The 21,749-nt window shown below is 66.4% G+C and carries 21 protein-coding genes; 13 read left to right on the top strand and 8 right to left on the bottom strand.

Features of this window, described 5'->3' with window-relative positions; all coding sequences use genetic code 11:
• Positions 1–34: 34 nt before the first annotated feature.
• The 6 genes from GU927_RS14230 to GU927_RS14255 form a co-directional block, all read right to left on the bottom strand.
• Positions 35–388, bottom strand: a complete 354-nt coding sequence (locus GU927_RS14230; protein ID WP_161763111.1) for a hypothetical protein — start codon at positions 386–388, stop codon at positions 35–37.
• A 131-nt stretch (positions 389–519) separates the two neighbouring features.
• Complete coding sequence (locus GU927_RS14235) at positions 520–1,392, bottom strand: 50S ribosomal protein L11 methyltransferase (RefSeq protein WP_161763112.1); 873 nt, start codon at positions 1,390–1,392, stop codon at positions 520–522.
• Positions 1,393–1,426: 34 nt separating this feature from the next.
• Positions 1,427–2,290 (bottom strand): class I SAM-dependent methyltransferase, encoded by an 864-nt coding sequence (locus GU927_RS14240; RefSeq protein ID WP_161763113.1) that lies wholly within the window; start codon positions 2,288–2,290, stop codon positions 1,427–1,429.
• A gap of 39 nt (positions 2,291–2,329) precedes the next feature.
• Positions 2,330–2,980, bottom strand: a complete 651-nt coding sequence (gene msrA, locus GU927_RS14245; protein ID WP_161763114.1) for a peptide-methionine (S)-S-oxide reductase MsrA — start codon at positions 2,978–2,980, stop codon at positions 2,330–2,332.
• A gap of 179 nt (positions 2,981–3,159) precedes the next feature.
• Positions 3,160–4,401: an MFS transporter gene (locus tag GU927_RS14250; RefSeq protein ID WP_161763115.1), complete on the bottom strand. Its 1,242-nt coding sequence runs from the start codon at positions 4,399–4,401 to the stop codon at positions 3,160–3,162.
• A gap of 397 nt (positions 4,402–4,798) precedes the next feature.
• A complete protein-coding gene (locus GU927_RS14255; protein WP_161763116.1) occupies positions 4,799–6,991 on the bottom strand; it encodes a primosomal protein N' in 2,193 nt (730 codons plus the stop codon).
• 100 nt (positions 6,992–7,091) lie between these two features.
• Between GU927_RS14255 and fsa the strand changes: the two genes are divergently transcribed.
• Genes fsa through GU927_RS14275 form a run of 4 tightly spaced genes read left to right on the top strand, consistent with a single transcriptional unit; the run spans position 7,092 to position 10,188 of the window.
• Complete coding sequence (gene fsa / locus GU927_RS14260; protein WP_161763117.1) at positions 7,092–7,745, top strand: fructose-6-phosphate aldolase; 654 nt, start codon at positions 7,092–7,094, stop codon at positions 7,743–7,745.
• Between the two features lie 54 nt (positions 7,746–7,799).
• Positions 7,800–8,495: a DUF484 family protein gene (locus GU927_RS14265; protein ID WP_161763118.1), complete on the top strand. Its 696-nt coding sequence runs from the start codon at positions 7,800–7,802 to the stop codon at positions 8,493–8,495.
• Positions 8,492–9,445: a tyrosine recombinase XerC gene (locus tag GU927_RS14270; protein ID WP_161763119.1), complete on the top strand. Its 954-nt coding sequence runs from the start codon at positions 8,492–8,494 to the stop codon at positions 9,443–9,445. Before GU927_RS14265 ends, GU927_RS14270 begins: the two co-directional genes overlap by 4 nt.
• A 35-nt stretch (positions 9,446–9,480) precedes the next feature.
• Positions 9,481–10,188 carry a CDP-alcohol phosphatidyltransferase family protein gene (locus tag GU927_RS14275; RefSeq protein WP_217765676.1) on the top strand — a complete coding sequence of 236 codons (708 nt, stop codon included), beginning with the start codon at positions 9,481–9,483 and terminating at the stop codon, positions 10,186–10,188.
• A gap of 230 nt (positions 10,189–10,418) precedes the next feature.
• On the opposite strand, the gene GU927_RS14280 is transcribed toward GU927_RS14275, so the two are convergent.
• Positions 10,419–11,255: a DMT family transporter gene (locus GU927_RS14280; RefSeq protein WP_161763121.1), complete on the bottom strand. Its 837-nt coding sequence runs from the start codon at positions 11,253–11,255 to the stop codon at positions 10,419–10,421.
• Between the two features lie 310 nt (positions 11,256–11,565).
• Between GU927_RS14280 and rpsA the strand changes: the two genes are divergently transcribed.
• The 8 genes from rpsA (at position 11,566) to GU927_RS14320 (ending at position 18,108) form a co-directional block, all read left to right on the top strand.
• Complete coding sequence (rpsA, locus tag GU927_RS14285) at positions 11,566–13,245, top strand: 30S ribosomal protein S1 (protein WP_161763122.1); 1,680 nt, start codon at positions 11,566–11,568, stop codon at positions 13,243–13,245.
• Between the two features lie 230 nt (positions 13,246–13,475).
• A complete protein-coding gene (ihfB, locus tag GU927_RS14290; RefSeq protein WP_161763123.1) occupies positions 13,476–13,760 on the top strand; it encodes an integration host factor subunit beta in 285 nt (94 codons plus the stop codon).
• A 75-nt stretch (positions 13,761–13,835) separates the two neighbouring features.
• Positions 13,836–14,198, top strand: coding sequence for a lipopolysaccharide assembly protein LapA domain-containing protein (locus GU927_RS14295; RefSeq protein ID WP_161763124.1), 363 nt, complete (start codon positions 13,836–13,838; stop codon positions 14,196–14,198).
• Positions 14,199–14,202: 4 nt separating this feature from the next.
• Positions 14,203–14,844, top strand: a complete 642-nt coding sequence (locus GU927_RS14300; protein ID WP_161763125.1) for a phosphoribosylanthranilate isomerase — start codon at positions 14,203–14,205, stop codon at positions 14,842–14,844.
• 168 nt (positions 14,845–15,012) lie between these two features.
• Entirely contained in the window at positions 15,013–16,245 is a 1,233-nt protein-coding gene (trpB, locus tag GU927_RS14305) for a tryptophan synthase subunit beta (protein ID WP_161763126.1), read from the top strand.
• 325 nt (positions 16,246–16,570) lie between these two features.
• The gene (locus tag GU927_RS14310) at positions 16,571–17,020 is read left to right on the top strand and encodes a hypothetical protein (RefSeq protein ID WP_161763127.1); all 450 of its coding nucleotides are present in this window, start codon (positions 16,571–16,573) and stop codon (positions 17,018–17,020) included.
• Between the two features lie 119 nt (positions 17,021–17,139).
• Positions 17,140–17,559, top strand: coding sequence for a hypothetical protein (locus GU927_RS14315; RefSeq protein WP_161763128.1), 420 nt, complete (start codon positions 17,140–17,142; stop codon positions 17,557–17,559).
• Positions 17,560–17,592: 33 nt separating this feature from the next.
• Positions 17,593–18,108 carry a helix-turn-helix transcriptional regulator gene (locus GU927_RS14320; RefSeq protein ID WP_161763129.1) on the top strand — a complete coding sequence of 172 codons (516 nt, stop codon included), beginning with the start codon at positions 17,593–17,595 and terminating at the stop codon, positions 18,106–18,108.
• 3 nt (positions 18,109–18,111) lie between these two features.
• Here the strand turns inward: GU927_RS14320 and GU927_RS14325 are convergent, their stop codons facing one another.
• Positions 18,112–18,492 (bottom strand): DUF2237 family protein, encoded by a 381-nt coding sequence (locus GU927_RS14325; protein WP_161763130.1) that lies wholly within the window; start codon positions 18,490–18,492, stop codon positions 18,112–18,114.
• Between the two features lie 331 nt (positions 18,493–18,823).
• Between GU927_RS14325 and ileS the strand changes: the two genes are divergently transcribed.
• Positions 18,824–21,748 (top strand): isoleucine--tRNA ligase, encoded by a 2,925-nt coding sequence (ileS, locus tag GU927_RS14330; RefSeq protein ID WP_161763131.1) that lies wholly within the window; start codon positions 18,824–18,826, stop codon positions 21,746–21,748.
• The last annotated feature ends 1 nt before the right edge of the window (position 21,749 follow it).

Here is a 21,749-nt window from a genome sequence, read left to right on the forward strand (position 1 = left end):
CGTGGGGGGGCGCGGCCCTTTGCATTATCCGGCCCTAGTCCAGACTGCGCTGCACCACCAGCGTGATCCCCTCCGAAATCAGCCGCGTGACCGGTTCGGACTGCAACAGCTTGGCCTGCACCGCATCGAACCCGCCGCGCGCCGCGATGGTTTCGACCCTGTCGTCATAGGCCTTGGCGCCCAGATGGTAATGCAGCGCGCCCTTCAGCCCGAAGCAGAAGCACAGCAGGAAGATGCCGATGCGAAAAACCGGACGGCGGCGGACGGGCGTGCGCCGATAGAAGGACCGCCCCAGCGTCCCCTCCGCCTCGAAGGCAAGGCCCGAGGCATGGGCCTGCTCGATGCGGCCCACACGGCGATAAAAGTCGTTCATATTCGGGTCGGACATGGTTCTACCCCGTAGCCTCGACCCCCACCGCCTTCGTTTGTATTAAGCAAACACGGCAGGAATGTGGCAAACCACCCCTTTCGCCGCTTTTCTGCCGCAAGTTTTAATAAACTTCCGGCCTATTCCGGCCCTCAGCCCCGCTTCAGCACCAGCGTGGACCATTCCCCGATATCCTCGCGCGCTTCCAGCGCGAATCCCGCCGCCACATAGGCCGCCGTCACCGCCTCGGCCTGCACGACCAGAAGGCCCGACAAGATGCAGAGGCCACCCTTGCCCACATGCGCCGCCATGTCGGGGGCCAGTTCGATCAGCGGCCCCTTCAGGATATTGGCAAAGACCAGATCATAGGGTGCCGCCTCCGCCAGCCGCGCATGCCCGAACCCCGCCGCCTCAAGGCATTCGACCCGCCCCGCCAGCCCGTTGATGGCCGTATTGGCCACCGCCACCTCGACCGCGACCGCGTCGATATCCGACGCGATCACCAGCGCCTCGGGCAGCACCGCCGCCGCAGCCATCGCCAGCACAGCCGTGCCGCAGCCGATATCCGCCACCTTGGCAGGCCGGAACCCGCCCTCATACAGCCGGTCAAAGGCCCGCAGGCAGCCCAGCGTCGTGCCGTGATGCCCCGTGCCGAAGGCCACCGTCGCCTCGATCTGCAACGCCACCCGCCCCTCTGGCACCTTGTCCGCGTCATGGCTGCCATAGACGAAGAACCGCCCCGCCTCGACCGGGCTCAACTCCCGGCGCACCTTGGCGACCCAGTCGATTTCCGGCAATTCCGACAGGGCAAAGGGCTTCGCGCCAAAGGCCAGCGCGATCACCTCCAGCATGACCATGTCGGGCTTTTCAAGGAAATAGGCCCCGACCTCCCACAACCCGCTGTCATCCTCGATCTCGAAGACGCCAACCCCCGTGGGCTCCGGCTCCAGCCGCTCGATGGCATTGGCCAGTGCGACGGCGGCATCCTCGCCTTCCAGCGTGGTCAGGGCGGAATAGGTGGGCATGGGGCGTCTCCTGTCAGGCTATCCCCCGTAAACCCTAAACCGCCGCAGGGCGCAACCGCATCAGAAGGTAATGGTTGCTCGCGCGGAACGCCTCGGCCGTGCGGTCCGTCGCGGTCAGACGCGCCACCAGCGACGCCCGCCGCCGCTCGCCCATCAACCGCCCGACGACACCCACGGCCAGCCCCCGCAGCCAGGGCCGGTGCGCCCGCAGCTCGCGGTCCATCCCCGACAGACCCACGCCCAGCACGTTGAAGAAGGCCTGCTCCAGATCGATGGACGGCGCGACCTCGTCCGTCACCTCGTCCTCGGCCTCGATCACCAGCCCCTCGGCCTCCACCGCCTTGCGGAAGACCGACAGCACATGCCCGCCGCCAACCACCCGCTTCGGATTGCCCAGCCACGGCCCGCCATCCCGCCGGAACACATCCCCGATCACGATTGCGCCCCCCGGCGCCAGCAGCGCCCGCGCCTTGGGCAGGCTGTCGCGCAGCTGGATGTACTGGAAGCTCTCCGAGAACAGGCACAGGTCGAACGGCCCCGTCACCCGCGCCTCCTCGAAGATCGCCTGATGCACCACCGCCCCCGGCGCATTCTCGCGGCACCGCGACGCGAGGAAGGCCGACGGCACCACGATCTCCACCTGATGCCCCATCGCGATCAGCCGCTTCGCCGTCTCGCCCGCGCCCCCGCCGATATCCAGAATCCGCAACCGCCCCTCGGGGAACAGCGCAAAGAGCCGTCGGCTATAGGCCTCCTGCGCCGCGCCCAGATTGGCCGCGACAGGCTCCAGCCCCGCCCACAGCCCGTAATGCATGTGCTCCTTGCCCGTCAGCCAGCGGGCGAGCGCACAGCCCGCCTCCAGCCCGACGGCGCGCGTATCGATGCGCCCCGACCCCATGACCCGTGAAAACCCCCACCCTTGAAACGCTGCCGCGTCTCAGGCGGTCAGTCCGATGGGGCACGTTACCCCCGTCCCGCCGACCCCGCAATAACCGTCGGGGTTCTTTGCCAGATACTGCTGATGGTAATCCTCGGCATAGTAAAAGACCGGCGCGGGGATGATCTCGGTCGTGATCGCCCCGTATCCCGCCGCCGTCAGCCGCGCCTGATAGGCCGCCTTCGTCTCGCGCGCCAGGGCCGCCTGCGCGTCATCATAGAAATAGATGCCCGACCGGTAGGTCGACCCGATGTCATTGCCCTGCCGCATCCCCTGCGTCGGATCATGCCCCTCCCAGAACACGCGCAAAAGCCCCGCATAATCGATCACCGCCGGGTCGAAGATCACCCGCACCACCTCGTTATGCCCCGTCAGTTGCGTGCAGGTCTCCTTGTAGGTCGGGTTCGGGGTGAACCCGCCCGCATAGCCGACCATGGTCAGCCACACGCCCTTGGTCTGCCAGAACTTCCGCTCAACGCCCCAGAAACAGCCCATGCCGAACATCGCCTCGGCCATCCCCTCGGGCACGGGGGATTTCAGCGGGATACCCGACAGGAAATGCGTCTCGGCCGTCGGCAGCGGCTCCGCCCGTCCGGGCAGCGCCCTGTCCGGCGTGACCATCTCCATCTTGCGGCGATCGACGAAAAACATCTGGCGGCCCTCCTTCGGCATGACGGGAATATAGGAACCCATGGCCCCCGCTTCCACGGCAATTTGCCCGCTAGGGCGCAACGGGTAGTTCCCACCCGTGGCCCAAAGGTCCACAGGACGGTGGCGGCCGCACCGCCCCCACGGGGCGGCCGCCACCGTAAGGTTAGGCTCTTGGTTCCCTACTCCGCGGGTGCCCCCCGTGCGCGCCACGACCCGAACACCGTCTCATACCCCGGCTCTGGATGCCGCGGGATCATCAGCGCCAGCGCCAGCGCCACCAGCGCCATCCCCGCCCCCAGCAGGAACACCCAGTCCGGGCTTTTCGCCCACATATAGCCCAGCGCCGCAGGCAGAAAGACCGCCGCGATATGGTTGATGGTGAAGGCCACCGCCGCCGTGGGCGCGATGTCGGCCGGATCCGCGATCTTCTGGAAATAGGTCTTCAACGCGAAGGACAGCGCAAAGAACATCTGGTCGCAGATATACAGGGCCCCCGCGATCAAGATCCCCCAGCCGAACCAGTAAAGCCCGCCATAGGCCAGAAAGACCAGCGTCAGCCCCACATATTCAAAGGCCATCACGCTCCGCTCGCCATAGCGGCCCAACGCCTTGCCCATCGCGGGGGCGGCGACCATCTGGAGGACATAGTTGACCAGCAGAAGCATGGTCATCTCCGACACCTTCATGCCGAAGCGTTCGACCATCATGAACCCCGCAAAGACGACAAAGATCTGCCGCCGCGCGCCCGCCATGAACTGCAACGCATAGAACAGCCAGTACCGCCGCCGCAGCACCATGCGCTTGTTCTGCGGATGCGGGCTTTCGAATTGCGGATAGGCGAAAAAGCAGAACACCGCGATCGCCGCCGTGATGCCCCCCGACACCAGATAGACCATGTTATAGGTCAGCCCCAGCGCATCCCAGAACAGGACGATCGCCCCATAGGCCAGCAGCGACGCCCCTGACCCTACCGCCACGATCCGCCCCAGAACCTCGGGCGCGCGCTTCTTGTCGATCCATTGCAGTTGCAGCGACTGGTTGACCGTCTCGAAATAGTGGAACCCGATGGACGACAGCAGCGTCACAAGCAGCATCCCGCCAAAGGACGGAAACCACGCCGTCACCGCCGTCGACACCCCCAGCAGGAACAACGCGCCCAGCCCCAGCACCTGCTCGCGCAGGACCATGATCAGCAGGATCACCCCGATCGCCAGAAAGCCCGGGATCTCGCGCACCGTATGCAGCCAGCCGATCTCCACCCCGCTGAACCCCGCCGCCTCGATGACGAAGTTGTTCAGCAGCGCCGACCATGTGGCAAAGGCGATGGGCATGGCAAAGGCCATGATGAACAGCAGGCTTTCCGGCCGCCGCCACAGGGGCAGCGACTGGGCCTCGTCAAGGGTCATGGTCCGAAGTTGCATGGCTCCGCCATACGCCTGCCGGACGGGGCGGGATAGGGTAAACTTGTGACGGTGACATTGTGGGGGGCTCGCCTCCCCGACCTTGGCGCAACGCTCAGGTCCGGACCGTGGCCCAAAGCCACGGTCCGCGCACGACCCGCCCCACCGGGTCGTGCGCCACGGGCGCCCGCCCCGGCGTGTCGCGCGCGGCCCTACCGGCGGCGATGCGAAACGCCCCACTGGGGCCTTTCGCACCGCCTTTCGCCACTTGGCGGAAACCAGACCCAGCGCCATCCAAGTAGGCGGGGTTCCCCCGGCCAACCCGCCCCCCCGCCCCTTACCCAAACCCTACCGCACCGCCCCCTGCGTGCTGACAGTTTGCGGTACCGTTTCCGGCACGGATCCCGGACACCGGAAATCACAGAAAACTCTGCGGATCGATATCCACCGCCAGCCGCAGATTGGCGGGCGGCTTCACCTGCCCCACCCATTCCGCCAGCGCCGCCTGCAAGGGCACGCCCTTCTCGGCCTTGACCAGCAACCGCACCCGATGCCGCCCCCTGACCCGCGCAATCGGCGCAGGCGCAGGCCCGAACACGACCGCCCCCACCTTCCGCAACGGCCCATCCCGCCGCGCAAGTTCGCCCGCAAAATCAAACACCTGCGCGACATCGGGCGACGACAGGATCACCCCCGCCATCCGCCCGTAAGGCGGCACCCCCGCCGCCCGCCGCTCGGCCGCCTCGGCCCGCCAGAACGCCTCCTCGTCGCCCCCCAGAATGGCGCGGATCACCGGATGCTCCGGCTGGTGCGTCTGCAACAGGGCCACCCCCTTGCGCCCCTCCACCCGCCCCGCGCGCCCCGCGACCTGCCGCATCAGCTGGAACGTCCGCTCCGCCGCCCGCAGGTCCGACCCCTGCAATCCAAGGTCCGCGTCGATCACTCCCACCAGCGTAAGCAGCGGAAAATTATGGCCTTTCGCCACGATCTGCGTGCCGATGACGATATCCGCCCCGCCCGCCGCAATCGCCTCGATCTGCGCCTTCAAGGCCCGTGCCGACCCGAACAGGTCCGACGACAGCACCGCCACGCGGGCCTCGGGAAACCGCGCCGCCACCTCTTCGGCCAACCGCTCCACCCCTGGCCCGACCGCCGCCATCCGCCCCTCCACCCCGCAGGCCGGACAGGCCACGGGAACCGGCTTCGTCGCCCCGCATTGATGACAGACCAACCGCTTCTGGAACCGATGCTCCACCATCCGCGCGTCGCAATGATCGCAGCCCACCTGATGCCCGCAGGCCCGGCACAGCGTCACCGGCGCATAGCCGCGCCGGTTCAGGAACAGCATCGCCTGCTCGCCCTTCGCCACCCGCGCCGCCACCTCCGCCGCCAGCTTCGCGCTGATCCAGCGGTCGGCGGGCAGCTTCTCGGCCCGCATGTCGATGGCCCGCACATCCGGCATCTCCGCCGCGCCATAGCGGGCCGACAGGTCCAGCCGGGAATACTTCCCCGCCTCCACATTCGCCCATGTCTCCAGCGACGGCGTGGCAGAGGCCAGCACCACAGGGCACCCCACAATGGACGCCCGCAGCACCGCCATGTCGCGGGCGTTGTACAGAACCCCCTCCTCCTGCTTGTAAGAGGTGTCGTGTTCCTCATCCACCACGACCAGCCCAAGCCGTTGATAATGCAGGAACAAGGCCGACCGCGCCCCCACCACCACCGACGCGCCCCCCGTGGCGACCATCTTCCAGACCCGCCGCCGCTCCGTCTGCGTGACACCCGAATGCCACTCTGCCGGGCGCGCCCCGAAGCGCGCCTCGACCCGCGTCAGGAACTCCGCCGTCAGCGCGATCTCGGGCAGCAAAACCAAAGCCTGCCGCCCCGCCCGCAGACATTCCGCCACCGCCTCCAGATAGACCTCGGTCTTCCCCGACCCTGTCACGCCCTTCAGCAGCGTGGTCGAATACTCCCCCGCTGCCACCGCCGCGACCAAGGCATCCGCCGCCGCGACCTGATCCCCCTGCAACTCCGGCCCGCCCTTGGGGTCCAGCACCGGAAACGGCAGATCGCGCGGCGCCTCCTCCTCGACCACCACGCCCAGCTTCACCAGCCCCTTCACCACCGACGTCCCGCAGCCCGCCTCCTCGGCCAGCTCGCCCAGCGTCATCGGCGCCCCGCCATAGGCGCGCAGCGCCTCCACCACCCTGTGCCGCGCATCGGTCAACTGGTTCGGCACCGCGCCGCCCAGCCGGTACACCCGCCGCAGCGCCGCCCCCTCCATCAACCCCGGCGCGCGGGTGGCCAGCCGCAGCATCTGCGGCAAGGGAGTCAACGTATAATCCGCAGCCTTTGTCAGGAACGCCCGCAATTCCGCCCGCATCGGCGGCGCGTCCAGCACCCGCCCCACGGGCCGGACCTTGGCGATGTCCCAATCGCCGCGCCCCCGCCCCCAGACCACCCCCAGAACGCGGCGCGGCCCCAAGGGCACCTCGACGAAATCCCCGTCCCCGCAGCCCCCTTCCGGCGCGCGGTAATCCAGCACGCGCCCCAAGGGCTCGGTCGTCAGGACGCCGACAAGTTCTCCCGCCTGATAGGTCCGGTCATACACCTGTTAGCGCTCACATACATTTTCGCCGGACCACTTCCGCCCAGCCCCCACTTGGGGTAAACCCGCCCCCGAACCCCCGCAACCCATAAGGACCGCGCCGATGAAATTCTTTGTGGATACCGCCGATGTCGAAGCCATCGCCGAACTCAACGATCTGGGCATGGTCGATGGCGTCACCACCAACCCCTCGCTGATCCTGAAATCCGGCCGCGACATCATCGAAGTGACGAAGGAAATCTGCTCCATCGTCTCGGGCCCCGTTTCCGCCGAAGTCGTCGCGCTCAAGGCCGAGGACATGATCGCCGAAGGCCGCAAACTGGCCGAGATCGCGCCGAACATCGCGGTCAAGGTGCCGCTGACCTGGGACGGGCTCAAGACCTGCAAGGTGCTGTCCTCCGAAGGCAAGATGGTGAACGTCACCCTCTGCTTCTCGGCCAATCAGGCGCTTCTCGCCGCCAAGGCGGGCGCCACCTTCATCTCGCCCTTCATCGGTCGGCTGGACGACATCAACCTCGACGGTCTGGAACTGATCTCCGACATCCGCGAGATCTATGACAATTACGGCTTCGACACCCAGATCCTCGCCGCCTCCATCCGCACCGCAAACCACGTCACCCAATGCGCCCTGATCGGCGCCGACGTGATGACCGCGCCGCCCGCCGTGATCAAGGCAATGGCCTCGCATGTCCTCACCGACAAGGGGCTGGACCAGTTCATGAAGGACTGGGCAAAAACGGGGCAGAAAATCATCTGACCATCTGCTATCCTGTCGCGCAAATCACCAAGAACGACACGGGCAGTAACCTGAATGATCGAACCTGATTTGCGCGACCGGCTTCTCGCCGAACCCGAACTCCTGCTAGAGGATCGGGACGTGATGAACGCCCTGATCGCCGCCAACGAACGCACGATGGGCAACAACATCGTCGATCTGCGCGGCATCGCGATGGAACGGCTCGAGGCGCGGCTTGACCGGCTGGAGGATACCCACCGCTCGGTCATCGCCGCCGCCTACGAAAACCTTGCCGGCACCAATCAGGTCCACCGCGCCATCCTCCAGATGCTCGACCCGCTCAGCTTCGAGGATTTCCTCAAGACGCTGAACACCGAAGTCGCGGCCACCCTGCGCGTCGACTGCATCCGTCTGGTGCTGGAAAGCGTCCAGCCCGAGGACAGCCCCGCCCTGCTGCGGAAACTTGGCGATGTGCTCTACGTGGCCGAACCGGGATTCGTGGCGGACTATCTGGCAGGCGGGCGCAACGTGCCGATGCGCCCCGTCGTGCTGCGTCAGGTCGCGCCCGACAATGACAGCCTCTACGGCGACCGCTCCGGCTGGATCCGGTCCGAGGCGCTGATGCGGCTCGACTTCGGCAAGGGCCGCCTGCCGGGAATGCTCGTGCTGGGGGCCGAGGACCCCCACCAGTTCAAGCCGACGCATGGCACCGACCTTCTGGCCTTCTTCGCGGGCGTCTTCGAACGCACGATGCGCCGCTGGCTGTCATGACCGATCCGCGGGCAGCGTCCCACGCGCTCCCCCTGTCGCCGCAGGCGCGCGACGCGCTGTCCACTTGGCTGCGCCACCTGCGCGCGCTGGACGGCGCGGCGGAAAAGACCGTTTCGGCCTATGGCCGCGACGTGACCGGATACCTCGCCTTCCTTGCCCTGCACCGCGGCGGGACCGAAGGCACCGCCGCGCTGACCACGCTGCCTGCGACCGACCTGCGCGCCTGGATGGCACAGGAACGCGCGCGCGGCGTCTCGGCCCGCTCGCTCGCCCGCGCGCTTTCGGCGGTCAAGAACTTCACCCGCTGGCTGGCCGACCGCGACGGGCAGGACGCCACCACCATCCTCTCGGCGCGCGGCCCGAAATACCGCCGAAAACTCCCCCGCCCCCTGACCGAGGACGGAGCCCGCGCCATGCTCGACAGCGTGGGCGACACCGCGCGCGAGGACTGGATCGCCGCCCGCGACACTGCGGTCGTCACCCTCCTCTACGGCTGCGGCCTGCGGATCTCCGAGGCGCTGGGTCTGACCGCCGCCGCCCATCCCCTGCCGGATGTTCTGCGCATCACCGGCAAGGGCGGCAAGACCCGCCTTGTCCCCGTCCTGCCCGCGGCGCGGGACGCCGTGGCGCATTACGCGCGGCTCTGCCCCTTTACCCTGCCCCCCGACGGCCCCCTCTTCCGCGGGGCGCGGGGCGGCCCGTTGAACCCCCGCCTCATCGCGCTGGCGATGGAGCGCACGCGGATGCAGCTCGGCCTGCCCGCCACCGCCACGCCCCACGCGCTCCGCCACAGCTTCGCCACGCACCTCTTGTCGGCGGGCGGCGACCTGCGCGCGATACAGGAACTTCTCGGTCACGCCTCGCTTTCCACGACACAAGCCTATACAGCGGTCGACGCCGCGCGGCTGATGGATGTCTATGAAAAGGCCCACCCGCGCGCCCGAGCGTGATTGCCTAAAGGGGGTTTTCGGTGCAAACCAGCGGTATGGATATGCGTTTCAAAGCCCTCGGCGTCCACCTTCTCACCGCGACCGGCGCGGTGCTGTCGATGTTCGCCATGCTCGCCGCCGTCGAGGAAAAGTGGAGCCTGATGTTCCTCTGGCTCGTCGTGGCGCTCTTCGTGGACGGGATCGACGGACCCTTGGCGCGCCGCTACGACGTGACGAAGAACTGGCCCACCTATGACGGCGTCCTGATGGACCTGATCGTCGACTACCTGACCTATGTCTTCATCCCCGCCTACGCGCTGTTCAAATCCGGCCTTCTGCCGGGATGGACGGGCTGGCTTGCCATCATCGCCATCGTCTATGGGTCGGTCGTCTATTTCGCCGACACGCGGATGAAGACAAAGGACAAATCCTTCGCGGGCTTCCCGGGTTGCTGGAACATGGTCGTGCTCGTCCTCTTCGCCATCCATCCGGCGTGGTGGATCAGCCTGCTCGTGGTCGTGGCCCTGACGGTGGGGATGTTCACCAACCTGAAATTCGTCCACCCCGTCCGCACCAAGCGCTGGCGCAACATCACGCTGCCCATGGCTCTGGGCTGGTGCTTCTTCGCGGGCTGGGCGGCATGGGTCGACTTCTACCCGCAGAGCTGGGCGCTCTGGGGGCTGGTGATCACCTCGCTCTACCTGACCTTCGCGGGCATCGCGCAGCAGATCATCCCCGACCGTACGGTCGCGCGGGTGGAGTGATTACGGAAATTACGTAAACTTTGCATCAAAGGTGCAAGGTCCTGTGAAAGGCTCCGGTGGAGCCTTGAGCAGGGCCGCCGGTAGGGCCGCGCGCGTCCCGCCGGGGAGTGCGCAGAATGCGCGCGCCCCGGGGGGGGCGGGGCGCGCGCGGCCCGTGCTTTGGGCACGGGCCGGAACCAACCGTCACGCCCGACGCCATGTAGGGCGGGGTTCACCCCGCCACCGCCCCGCTAAAGCCGCGTCAGCACCACCCCCGCCACGATCACCACCGCCGCCACGGCCTTGTCCACGCCCATCTTCTCGCCAAAGGCCAGCCAGCCGATCAGCACGGCGAACAGGATCGACGTCTCGCGCAGCGCCGCCACCACCGCCAGCGGCGCCACCGTCATCGCCCAGACCGACACCGCATAGGCCCCATAGGACGCAGCCGACGCGAAAGAGGCCACCGCCCATGCCTTGCCCTGCCGCGGCACGATGCCAAACCCCTTCCACAGCAGGATCCCCGTGGTGAAGATCAGCCCGTCCACCACGAACACCCACGCGACATAGGCCACCGCATCGCCCGACACCCGCGCGCCCAGCCCGTCGATCATCGTATAGGTCGCCGTCGCACAGGCCGAACCCAGCGCAAAGGGCAGAAGCTTGCGGTCCTCGCCCCGCGTGAATACCCCCCGCGCCATCAGCAGGATGCCAAAGCCCAGCACCGCCACGCCCAGATATTCATGCAGCGTGATCGCATCGGCCAATGCAAAGGCCCCGACCAGCGCCACCACCATCGGCGCCGCCCCCCGCGCGATGGGATAGACGCGCGACAGATCGCCCCGCTCATAGGCAAAGACCAGAAAGGATTTATAGCAGAAATGCGTGCATCCCGACGCGATCAGCCACCACCACACATGCGCGTCCGGAAAGGGCCGGAACAGCGCCACCGACAGGCCGATGGGGATCTCGGCTATGGACAGGACCAGCATCCCCCCCGCCTTCGAAGTGCCCAGCTTGATCAGCGCATTCCACAGCGCATGCAGGAAGGCGGCGGCCAGCACCGCCAGAAAGACGCCAAGGCTCACGTTGCACCCGTCATCGGACCGACCCGCACAGGGCTAGGCGCTGCGCCCGCCTGCCGCAAGCGGTAAAGCCACCGGCACGGTCACTGGCACGACAGCCAGCAGCATCTGGCCTGATCCCGCCCGCAGGCAGCGGCCCCCCCGTTCAGGCTTGTTTTCCTTGGCCCAAGCGACTATAGGCCCCCCATCCCGACGGCAGAGTCGCCCCGCCTCCGGTTTTCCGGCACGCAGGCGGCTTTTTCCCGAAGGACCAGCCAAAGACCGGCGGAGCCAACCGCTTGGCCCGAAAACCATGACAAAGGACAAACTGCACATGTGCGCCAAGAACGCTATGGAAGAATTTGAAGCCCTCCTGAAAGAGAGCTTCGAGATCGACACGCCCGAAGAGGGCACGGTCGTCAAAGGCAAGGTCATCGCCATCGAGGCGGGCCAGGCCATCGTCGATGTCGGCTACAAGATGGAAGGCCGTATCGACCTGAAGGAATTCGCGAATCCCGGCGAAGCGCCGTCGATCGAGGTCGGCGACGAGGTCGAGGTCTATCTTGACCGCGTCGAGAATGCCCGCGGCGAAGCCGTGATCAGCCGCGAGAAGGCCCGCCGCGAAGAGGCATGGGACCGTCTCGAAAAGGCCTACGCCTCCGAAACCCGCGTCGAAGGCGCGATCTTCGGCCGCGTCAAGGGTGGCTTCACCGTCGATCTGGGCGGTGCCGTGGCCTTCCTGCCCGGTTCGCAGGTCGACGTCCGCCCCGTGCGCGATGCAGGCCCGCTCATGGGCATGAAGCAGCCCTTCCAGATCCTCAAGATGGACCGTCGCCGCGGCAATATCGTCGTGTCGCGCCGCGCCATCCTGGAAGAATCGCGCGCCGAACAGCGCGCCGAAGTCATCGGCAACCTGACCGAAGGCCAGACCATCGACGGCGTCGTGAAGAACATCACCGAATACGGTGCCTTCGTCGACCTCGGCGGCGTTGACGGCCTGCTGCACGTCACCGACATGGCATGGCGCCGCGTCAACCACCCGTCCGAGATCCTCGCCATCGGCGAGACGATCAAGGTGCAGGTCATCAAGATCAACAAGGAAACCCACCGCATCAGCCTCGGCATGAAGCAGCTGCAGGCCGATCCGTGGGATGCCGTGGAACGCGCCTATCCGCTGGGTTCGGTCCACAAGGGCCGCGTGACCAACATCACCGATTACGGCGCCTTCGTGGAGCTGGAAGCCGGCGTCGAAGGTCTGGTCCACGTCTCGGAAATGAGCTGGACCAAAAAGAACGTGCACCCCGGCAAGATCGTCTCCACCTCGCAGGAAGTGGACGTCATGGTGCTGGAAATCGACAGCGCCAAGCGCCGCGTGTCGCTGGGTCTCAAGCAGACCATGCGTAACCCGTGGGAAGTCTTTGCCGAAACCCACCCCGTGGGGTCGACCATCGAAGGCGAAGTCAAGAACATCACCGAATTCGGTCTGTTCGTCGGCCTCGACAACGACATCGACGGCATGGTCCACCTGTCCGACCTGTCGTGGGACCAGCGTGGCGAAGACGCGATCCAGAACTACCGCAAGGGCGACGTGGTCAAGGCCGCCGTCACCGAAGTCGACGTCGAGAAAGAGCGTATCTCGCTCTCGATCAAGGCTCTGGGCGACGACAGCTTCACCGATGCCGTTGACGGCGTGAAGCGTGGCTCGGTCATCACCGTGACCGTCACCGCCATCGAAGAAGGCGGGGTCGAGGTGGAATACAACGGCGCCAAGTCGTTCATCCGCCGTTCGGACCTGTCGCGCGACCGCGCCGACCAGCGCCCCGAGCGTTTCTCGGTGGGCGACCACGTCGACGTCCGCGTCACCAACATCGACCCCAAGACCCGCCGTCTGGGCCTGTCGATCAAGGCGCGCGAGATCGCGGAAGAGAAAGAGGCCGTGGAACAGTACGGTTCGTCCGATTCGGGCGCGTCGCTGGGCGACATCCTCGGCGCGGCGCTCAAGGGCGGCAACTAAGCCGATCCCGCACTGCGATGACAGACGGAAAGGCCCCGCCATGGCGGGGCCTTTCTGCTTTTCGCTGCATCCGGCCCGTGCCACCTGCCCGCAGGGTTGCGCCCGTGCCGCAGGAGGGACGGCATCGTCAATCCGCTTGTCGTTTTCGTTGTGCGGTTGGTTTTTTTGCCTATAGTCCAATCCAAACAACATCGTGGCATCCGGCCAACGGGGCCACAGGGGGGACATGGATGATCCGTTCGGAACTGATCCAGAAGATCGCGGACGAGAACCCGCATCTCACGCAGCGGCATGTAGAGCGGATCGTGAACACGGTCTTCGAGGAAATCATCGAGGCGCTCGCCAAGGGTGACCGCGTCGAGTTGCGCGGTTTCGGGGCCTTCTCGGTCAAGTCCCGCGATGCCCGCGTCGGCCGCAACCCCCGCACCGGCGAGGCGGTCAAGGTCGACGACAAGAAGGTGCCCTTCTTCAAGACCGGCAAACTCCTGCGCGACCGCCTGAACGGCAAGGGCTGACCGCCCCCGCCGCATCCGGCTTGCACCTTGCGCGACGCGGCGCGATAGTCGGGCAGACCCCGGCAGGAGTGCCCGATGCTGCGCTATATCCGCTATGTCCTGATCGCCGTCCTGATGGTGCTCCTGCTCACCGTGGCGCTGGCAAACCGCGCGGTCGTGCCCGTCCGCCTCCTGCCCGAGGATGTGGGGGCGCTCTTCGGCGTGACATGGCAGATGGAGATGCCGCTCTTCCTCGTGCTTTTCGGCGGGGTCGTGGCGGGGGTGGTGATCGGCTTCACATGGGAATGGCTGCGCGAACACAAGCACCGCAAGACGGCGAGCGAGAAGAAGCGCGAGGTCGCGCGTCTGGAACGCGAACTGGCCGTGATGCGCGATTCCACCACCGTTCCGGGTGACGACGTGCTCGCCCTGATCGAAAAGCCGCGCAAGGCTGGCTGATCCGATGACCGACATCCGCGTCAAGATCTGCGGTCTGCGGACCGAAGCCGATGTTGCCGCCGTCGCGGCGGCGGGCGCGGCCTATGCGGGCTTCGTCTTCTTCGCCAAATCCCCCCGCAACCTGACCATCGCACAGGCCGCCACGCTGGCCCTTGCTGCCCCGCCCGGTCTGGCCAAGGTCGCGCTGGTGGTCGATGCCGATGACGACACGCTGGACGCCATCGTGGGTGGCGTCCCTCTGGACATGCTGCAACTTCACGGCCACGAATCCCCCGACCGCGTGGCCGAAATCCGCGCCCGCTACGGCCTGCCGGTGATGAAGGCGGTAGGTGTGGCCGACGAAGGCGACCTTGCCGCGCTTTTCGACTATTCCACCGTGGCGGACCAGATCCTGATCGACGCCAAACCGCCCAAGGGCGCGGCGCTGCCGGGTGGCAACGGGCTGTCCTTCGACTGGCGTCTGGTGGCGCAACGCCGCTGGCTGCGCCCGTGGATGCTGGCCGGCGGCCTGACGCCGGACAACGTGGCCGAGGCCATCCGCCTGACCAATGCCCGTCAGGTCGACGTCTCCTCGGGCGTCGAAAGCGCGCCGGGGGTCAAGGACGCCGCGCGGATCACAGCCTTCGTGAAGGCCGCACAGGCCTAGCGATTTCCGACGCAGAAATCGCGCCGGAATTTGACGCAAATTCCGCGCCCCCCTGCCGGAACCCGAAATCTGCGCCAGATTTCGGGGCGGAGTTTGCGTCAAACTCCGTCTTTCCCACGGCGGACAACGGCGCTACATCGGGACAGCAAGACAAGGGGAGTGGCGGACATGGCCGAAGACGGCATCAACAGCTTCATGACGGGCCCGGACGAGGCGGGTCGCTTCGGCATCTTCGGCGGCCGCTTCGTATCCGAAACGCTGATGCCGCTGATCCTCGAACTGGAAGAGCGTTACACCTTCGCCAAGACCGACCCGACCTTCTGGGCCGAGATGGACGATCTGTGGAAACACTATGTCGGCCGCCCCTCGCCGCTCTACCATGCCGAGCGGATGACCCAGCATCTTGGCGGCGCCAAGATCTACATGAAGCGGGACGAGCTGAACCATACCGGCGCGCACAAGATCAACAACGTGCTGGGCCAGATCATCCTTGCCCGCCGCATGGGCAAGACCCGCATCATCGCGGAAACCGGCGCGGGCCAGCACGGCGTGGCCACCGCCACCGTCTGCGCCAAGTTCGGCCTGAAATGCGTGGTCTACATGGGCGCCCATGACGTCGAACGTCAGGCCCCCAACGTCTTCCGGATGAAGCTTCTGGGGGCCGAGGTCGTACCCGTGACCAGCGGACGCGGCACGCTCAAGGACGCGATGAACGACGCGCTGCGCGACTGGGTGACCAATGTGCGCGACACCTTCTACTGCATCGGCACCGTGGCAGGCCCGCATCCCTATCCCGCCATGGTGCGCGACTTCCAGTCGATCATCGGCAAGGAGGTGCGCTGGCAACTGGCCGAGGCCGAGGGCGAGGGGCGGCTGCCCGACACGATCATCGCGGCCATCGGCGGCGGGTCCAACGCGATGGGCTTGTTCTACCCCTTCCTCGACGACCCCTCCGTCAACATCATCGGGGTCGAGGCGGGCGGCAAGGGCGTGGACGAACGCATGGAACATTGCGCCTCGCTGACCGGCGGCCGCCCCGGCGTGCTGCACGGCAACCGCACGTACCTTTTGCAGGACCGCGACGGCCAGATCCTCGAGGGTTTCTCGATCTCGGCCGGTCTGGATTATCCCGGCATCGGGCCGGAACATGCATGGCTGCATGACGTGGGCCGCGCCAAATACGTCTCCATCACCGACCAGGAGGCGCTCGAGGCATTCCAGCTCTGCTGCAAGCTCGAGGGAATCATCCCCGCGCTGGAGCCGTCGCACGCGCTGGCCCATGTGATGAAGATCGCCCCGACCCTGCCCAAGGACCACATCATCGTCATGAACATGTGCGGCCGCGGCGACAAGGACATCTTCACCGTGGCAAAGCATCTGGGATTCGACATGAAGGTCTGAGCCGCGGCTCTAAACCTTCGGCGCATGAAGGCCCCCCTGTGCAGCTGCAGGGGGGCCTTTTCCTTTGGTTCATGCCCGCCCGCCGCCCGCCCTACGCCTTGGGGTTGTCGCCACAACCCGCCATACCACTGGCCATAATCCGTAAACTTCCGTTTAGCCGCGCATCCCGCCGGAAAATCGCGCCGACTAAACCGCGGTTCGATTTCCCCCGCCATCGAAGCGGTCCAGAACACAACCGTCGCCGACGACTCACGGCAGGCAATCTTGAGAGCATGTGGACGGGGGGAGACGTCCACGATCCGAAAAAGAAAAAGGGAATGGCATCATGCTGACCAAATCGAAACTCCTGATGATCACCGCTGCCACGTTCATCACGGGCTCCGCCGTCTTCGCGCAAACCGAAGCGCCCGTCGAAGATACGCCCGTCGATATCATCGCCGCGCTGACGGAATTCTTCGCAACCCCGCAGGATGACGCCGCAATCGCGGCAAAGCTGGGGGAACTGGGGCTCAAGAACATCTCGCTGCGTTCCGAAGATGATGGCGAAGTCCGCATCTCCGCCCTGAACGCGAATGGCGAGCGTGTGCGCGTCCGTCTGGACGACGACGGCGAACTGCGTATCCGCATCGGCGACGACAACCCGGGCAGCTCCAGCGACGCCAATGGCGACGACAGCTCCGACACGTCGGACTCGAACGGCGATGACAGCGGCAGCTCGTCCGACAGCAACGGTGGCGACTCGGGCGGCAGCTCGGGCAACAGCTCGGATGACTGAGACCGGCATTCGTTAACGAATGTCACGAAATTGACGCGTCCCGGCCTTGTCGGGGCGCGCTTGCTGTAAGATAATTCGGGTATCGCAACAGGCGGTGCCTGCCCTTGAAGGGGGTCGCTATGATGACACGGAAAGTCATGGGTGCTCTGGTTGCCGGTCTCCTCGGCAGCGCGCCCGCATTTGCGGACACTATCGCCGATACGATCGTGAACGAACTGAAGTCGCAGGGCTTCGACGCGGTCTCGACGGAACGCACATGGCTTGGCCGAACACGCATCGTCGCCTCCGGCTCGGCGGGCGAGCGCGAGATCATCGTCAACCCGAACACGGGCGAGATCCTGCGCGATCTTTGGCTTGTTAAGAACGAAGACAGATCCGGGGGCTTGCTTGGCGACGGAACGCGCAGCAGGCTTGGATCCGACGATGACAGTGATGACGACAACGGCGGCAGGTCCGGCGGGGATGACAATGGCGGCAACAGCGGCGGCGGCAGATCGGGTGACGGCGGCGGCGATGACAACGGCGGCGACTCCGACTGATGCCTGCGGCCCCTGCAGGAAGCGGGGCCTGTTGTGACCGGTAGGTGGGTGATCGCGGCGGTCCTCGTCGTTCAGGCGCTTTGTGCGGTCTTTTTCGTAAGCGACATCCTCTCCTCGCTTCTCGGGATCTATACCCGCCCCCTCGCATGGGAAATCCGCGAGCTTCTGGAAATCCTCGCCGCGACCGGTCTCATCCTCGGGCTGCTGCTTGGCGCGGTGATGTTCCAGCGCATCATGCGCGAACGCAACGTCGCGCAGGAACGCCTGCGCCGCGCCTCGGGCGCCTTCATGGACCTGCTCGAGGAACGCTTTACCGAATGGGCCCTGACCCCCGCCGAACGCGACGTGGCGCTTTTTGCGATCAAGGGTCTGTCCACCTCGGAAATCGCCACCCTGCGGGCCACGTCCGAAGGCACGGTCAAGGCGCAGACCAACGCCATCTACCGCAAGGCCGGCGTCAGTGGTCGCCCGCAGCTGCTGTCGCTCTTCATCGACGACCTGATGCGCGACGACGTGACCGACCAGATCCGCCCCAAATCTGCGGCCTGAGCCTCAGCCCTCGGGCAGATCCACCGCATATTGCTTCAGGATCGACAGCGGCACGATGTCCAGCGTCCGGATATGCGTCGCGGCAAGCCGCACCTGCGGGGCCGCGCCCTCCTCATGCGCCTGATAGAACCGCGCCGCGCACAGGCACCAGCGGTCCCCCGCCTTCAGCCCCGCGAAACCGTATTCCGGCCGCGGCGTCGACAGGTCGTTGCCCAGATATTTCGACAGCGCCAGAAACTCCTCCGTCATCAGCGCGCAGACCGTATGCACCCCGCTGTCCATCGGCCCCGTATCGCAGCAGCCGTTGCGGAAGAACCCCGTCACCGGCGCGGTCGAACAGGTCTCCAGCGGCTGGCCCAGCACATTGACCGACGGCTCCTTCATCGCAGACCTCCTTCGCGCCCTGTCGCATGGCAAGCTATGCCGTCGCGCGGCCCTGTCCAGCCCCCTGCCATCCGGTCACGCCCGGGATCGCCGATGCGGCACCATTCCCGCCGACAAAGGGGGATCGGGGTCCAAAAACCGCAGCCTCTCAGGCTGGACCACGGCAAGCGGGCCGACTATAACCCCCGCCATGAGATACCCCTACGCGACAGTCACCCGAATTACCGGCCCGGCGCGCTGATCCAGCCGCCGGGACTGCCTGTCTTCGCCTGCGCCGCCGCCCCCGTGCCGCCGCAGCCCCCCCGCCGCTTGCCCCATAGGACCGCCGCCCATGTGCGCCGACACGACCGCCACGCCCGACTACCGCCCGACCGTCTTCCTGCCCGAAACCGAATTCCCCATGCGCGCGGGCCTTCCCCAGCGCGAGCCGGACTGGCTGGCCCGCTGGGAACGCATCGGCATCTACGACCGCCTGCGCGAGAAAGGCCGCGTCGAAGGCCGCACCCCCTTCGTCCTGCATGACGGCCCGCCCTATGCCAACGGCCACCTGCACATCGGCCACGCGCTGAACAAGGTGCTCAAGGACTTCATCGTCCGCTCGCAGCAGATGCTGGGCAAGGACGCCCGCTACGTCCCCGGCTGGGACTGCCACGGCCTGCCCATCGAATGGAAGATCGAAGAGCAGTACCGCGCCAAGGGCCTGAACAAGGACGACGTCGATGTCGTGGCCTTCCGTCAGGAATGCCGCAAATTCGCCGAAGGCTGGATCGACATCCAGCGCGAAGAGTTCAAGCGTCTGGGCGTCACCGGCAACTGGGCCGACCCCTACCTGACCATGGACTACCACGCCGAGGCGGTCATCGCCGACGAATTCATGACCTTCCTCATGAACGGCTCGCTCTATCAGGGCTCCAAGCCCGTCATGTGGTCCCCCGTCGAAAAGACCGCCCTGGCCGAGGCCGAGGTGGAATACCACGACCACACCAGCCATCAGGTCTGGGTGAAATTCCGCATCCACACCGCCGCCGACGCGACCTTCACCCGCACGCCGACCGATGTGGTGATCTGGACCACCACCCCCTGGACCATCCCGCAGAACCGCGCCATCTGCTTCGGCCCCGACATCTCCTACGGCCTGTACGAAATCATCGGCCGCCCCGAGGACAGCCCCGCCACCATCGGCCACCGCGTCATCCTCGCCGACAAGCTGGCCGAGGCCGCCTTCACACAGGCCAAACTCGCAGGCCCCGATTTCACCCGCCGCCTCTGCGACGTCTCCGCCGCCGATCTGGCCGCGCTCGTCTGCGCCCACCCCTTCCGCGCCATCGAGGGCGGGAATGGCGAATGGGACTATGACGTCCCCCTCCTGCCGGGCGACCATGTGACCGACGATGCGGGCACGGGTTTTGTCCACACCGCGCCCAGCCACGGCGACGACGACTACCAGATCGGGCTGAAATTCGGCCTGCCCATGACGTACAATGTCGAACCGGATGGGTCCTACCGGACCAATCTTCCGCTCTTCGGCGGCCAGCACATCATCCTGCCCGACGGCAAGGAAGGCCCCGCCAACGTCTCGGTCATCAAGGCGCTCGCCGGCACCGCCACGCTTTTCGCCAAGGCCAAGCTGCGGCACTCCTACCCGCACTCGTGGCGCTCCAAGGCGCCGGTGATCTACCGCAACACGCCGCAATGGTTCGTCTCGATCGACCGCACGCTCGACGACGGCAAGGGCCAGTATGGCGACACGATCCGCGCCCGCGCCCTGACCTCCATCGACAAGCTGGTGGACTGGACCCCGCAGACCGGCCGCAACCGCCTGTTTTCCATGATCGAGGCGCGCCCCGACTGGGTGCTCTCGCGCCAGCGCGCATGGGGCGTGCCCCTCACCTGCTTCGTGAAAAAGGGCGCACAGCCCACCGATCCCGACTTCCTGCTGAAGAACGCCGAGGTGAACGCCCGCATCAAGGCCGCCTTCGAAGCCGACGGCGCCGATGTCTGGTATGTCGCGGGCTTCAAGGAAAAGGTGCTGGCGGGCATCGTCGATCCCGCCGCCTATGAACAGGTCTTCGACGTGCTGGACGTCTGGTTCGATTCCGGCTCCACCCATGCCTTCGTCCTGCGCGACCGCGCCGACGGCACGGAAGACGGCATCGCGGACCTCTACCTCGAAGGTACCGACCAGCATCGCGGCTGGTTCCACTCCTCCATGCTTCAGGCCTGCGGCACCAAGGGCCGCGCGCCCTATCGCGGCGTGCTGACCCACGGCTTCACGCTGGACGAAAAGGGCATGAAGATGTCCAAGTCGCTGGGCAATACCGTCGCCCCCGAACAGGTCATCGGGGAATACGGTGCCGACATCCTGCGCCTCTGGGTGGCACAGTCCGACTATACGATCGACCTGCGCATCGGGAAGGAAATCCTGAAAGGCGTGGCCGACAGCTACCGCCGCCTGCGCAACACCATGCGCTTCATGCTGGGCAACCTTGCCGGCTTCACCGATGCCGAACGGGTCGACCCGAAGGACATGCCCGAACTGGAACGCTGGGTGCTGCACCGCCTCGCCGAACTGGATGCCGAGGTGCGGTCGGGCTATGCCGCCTACGACTTCCAGAACCTGTTTCAAAAGCTCTTCGCCTTCTGCACCACGGACCTGTCGGCCATCTATTTCGACATCCGCAAGGACGCGTTCTACTGCGACGCGCCCTCGTCGCTGCGCCGCCGTTCGGCGCGCACGGTGCTCGACCTCATCTTCCACCGCCTGACGACATGGCTCGCCCCCATCCTCGTTTTCACGGCCGAGGATGTCTGGCTCTCGCGCTTCGGGGACGAGGGCGAAAGCGTCCACCTGCAAGACATGCCCGAAACGCCCGCCGCATGGCTGAACTATGCGCTGGCCGTGAAATGGGACCGCATCCGCGCCGTCCGCCGCGTCGTGACCGGCGCGCTCGAGGTGCAGCGCACCGCCAAGGTGATCGGCGCCTCGCTCGAGGCGGCCCCCGTGGTGCATGTCGATGCCGACACCGCCGCGATGCTGTCGGACACCGATTTCGCGGAACTCTGCATCACCTCGGGCATCACCGTGACGACCGACGCCGCGCCCGCCGACGCCTTCACCCTGCCCGAAGTGGCAGGTGTGGCGGTGGTCTTCCGCGCCGCCGAAGGGGCCAAGTGCGAACGCTGCTGGCAGATCCTGCCCGATGTCGGCACCCACGCCCACCCCGCCACCTGCGCCCGCTGCGACGCCGCCCTGTAGG

The organism is Paragemmobacter amnigenus, from assembly GCF_009908265.2.
Classification (GTDB): Bacteria; Pseudomonadota; Alphaproteobacteria; order Rhodobacterales; family Rhodobacteraceae; genus Paragemmobacter; species Paragemmobacter amnigenus.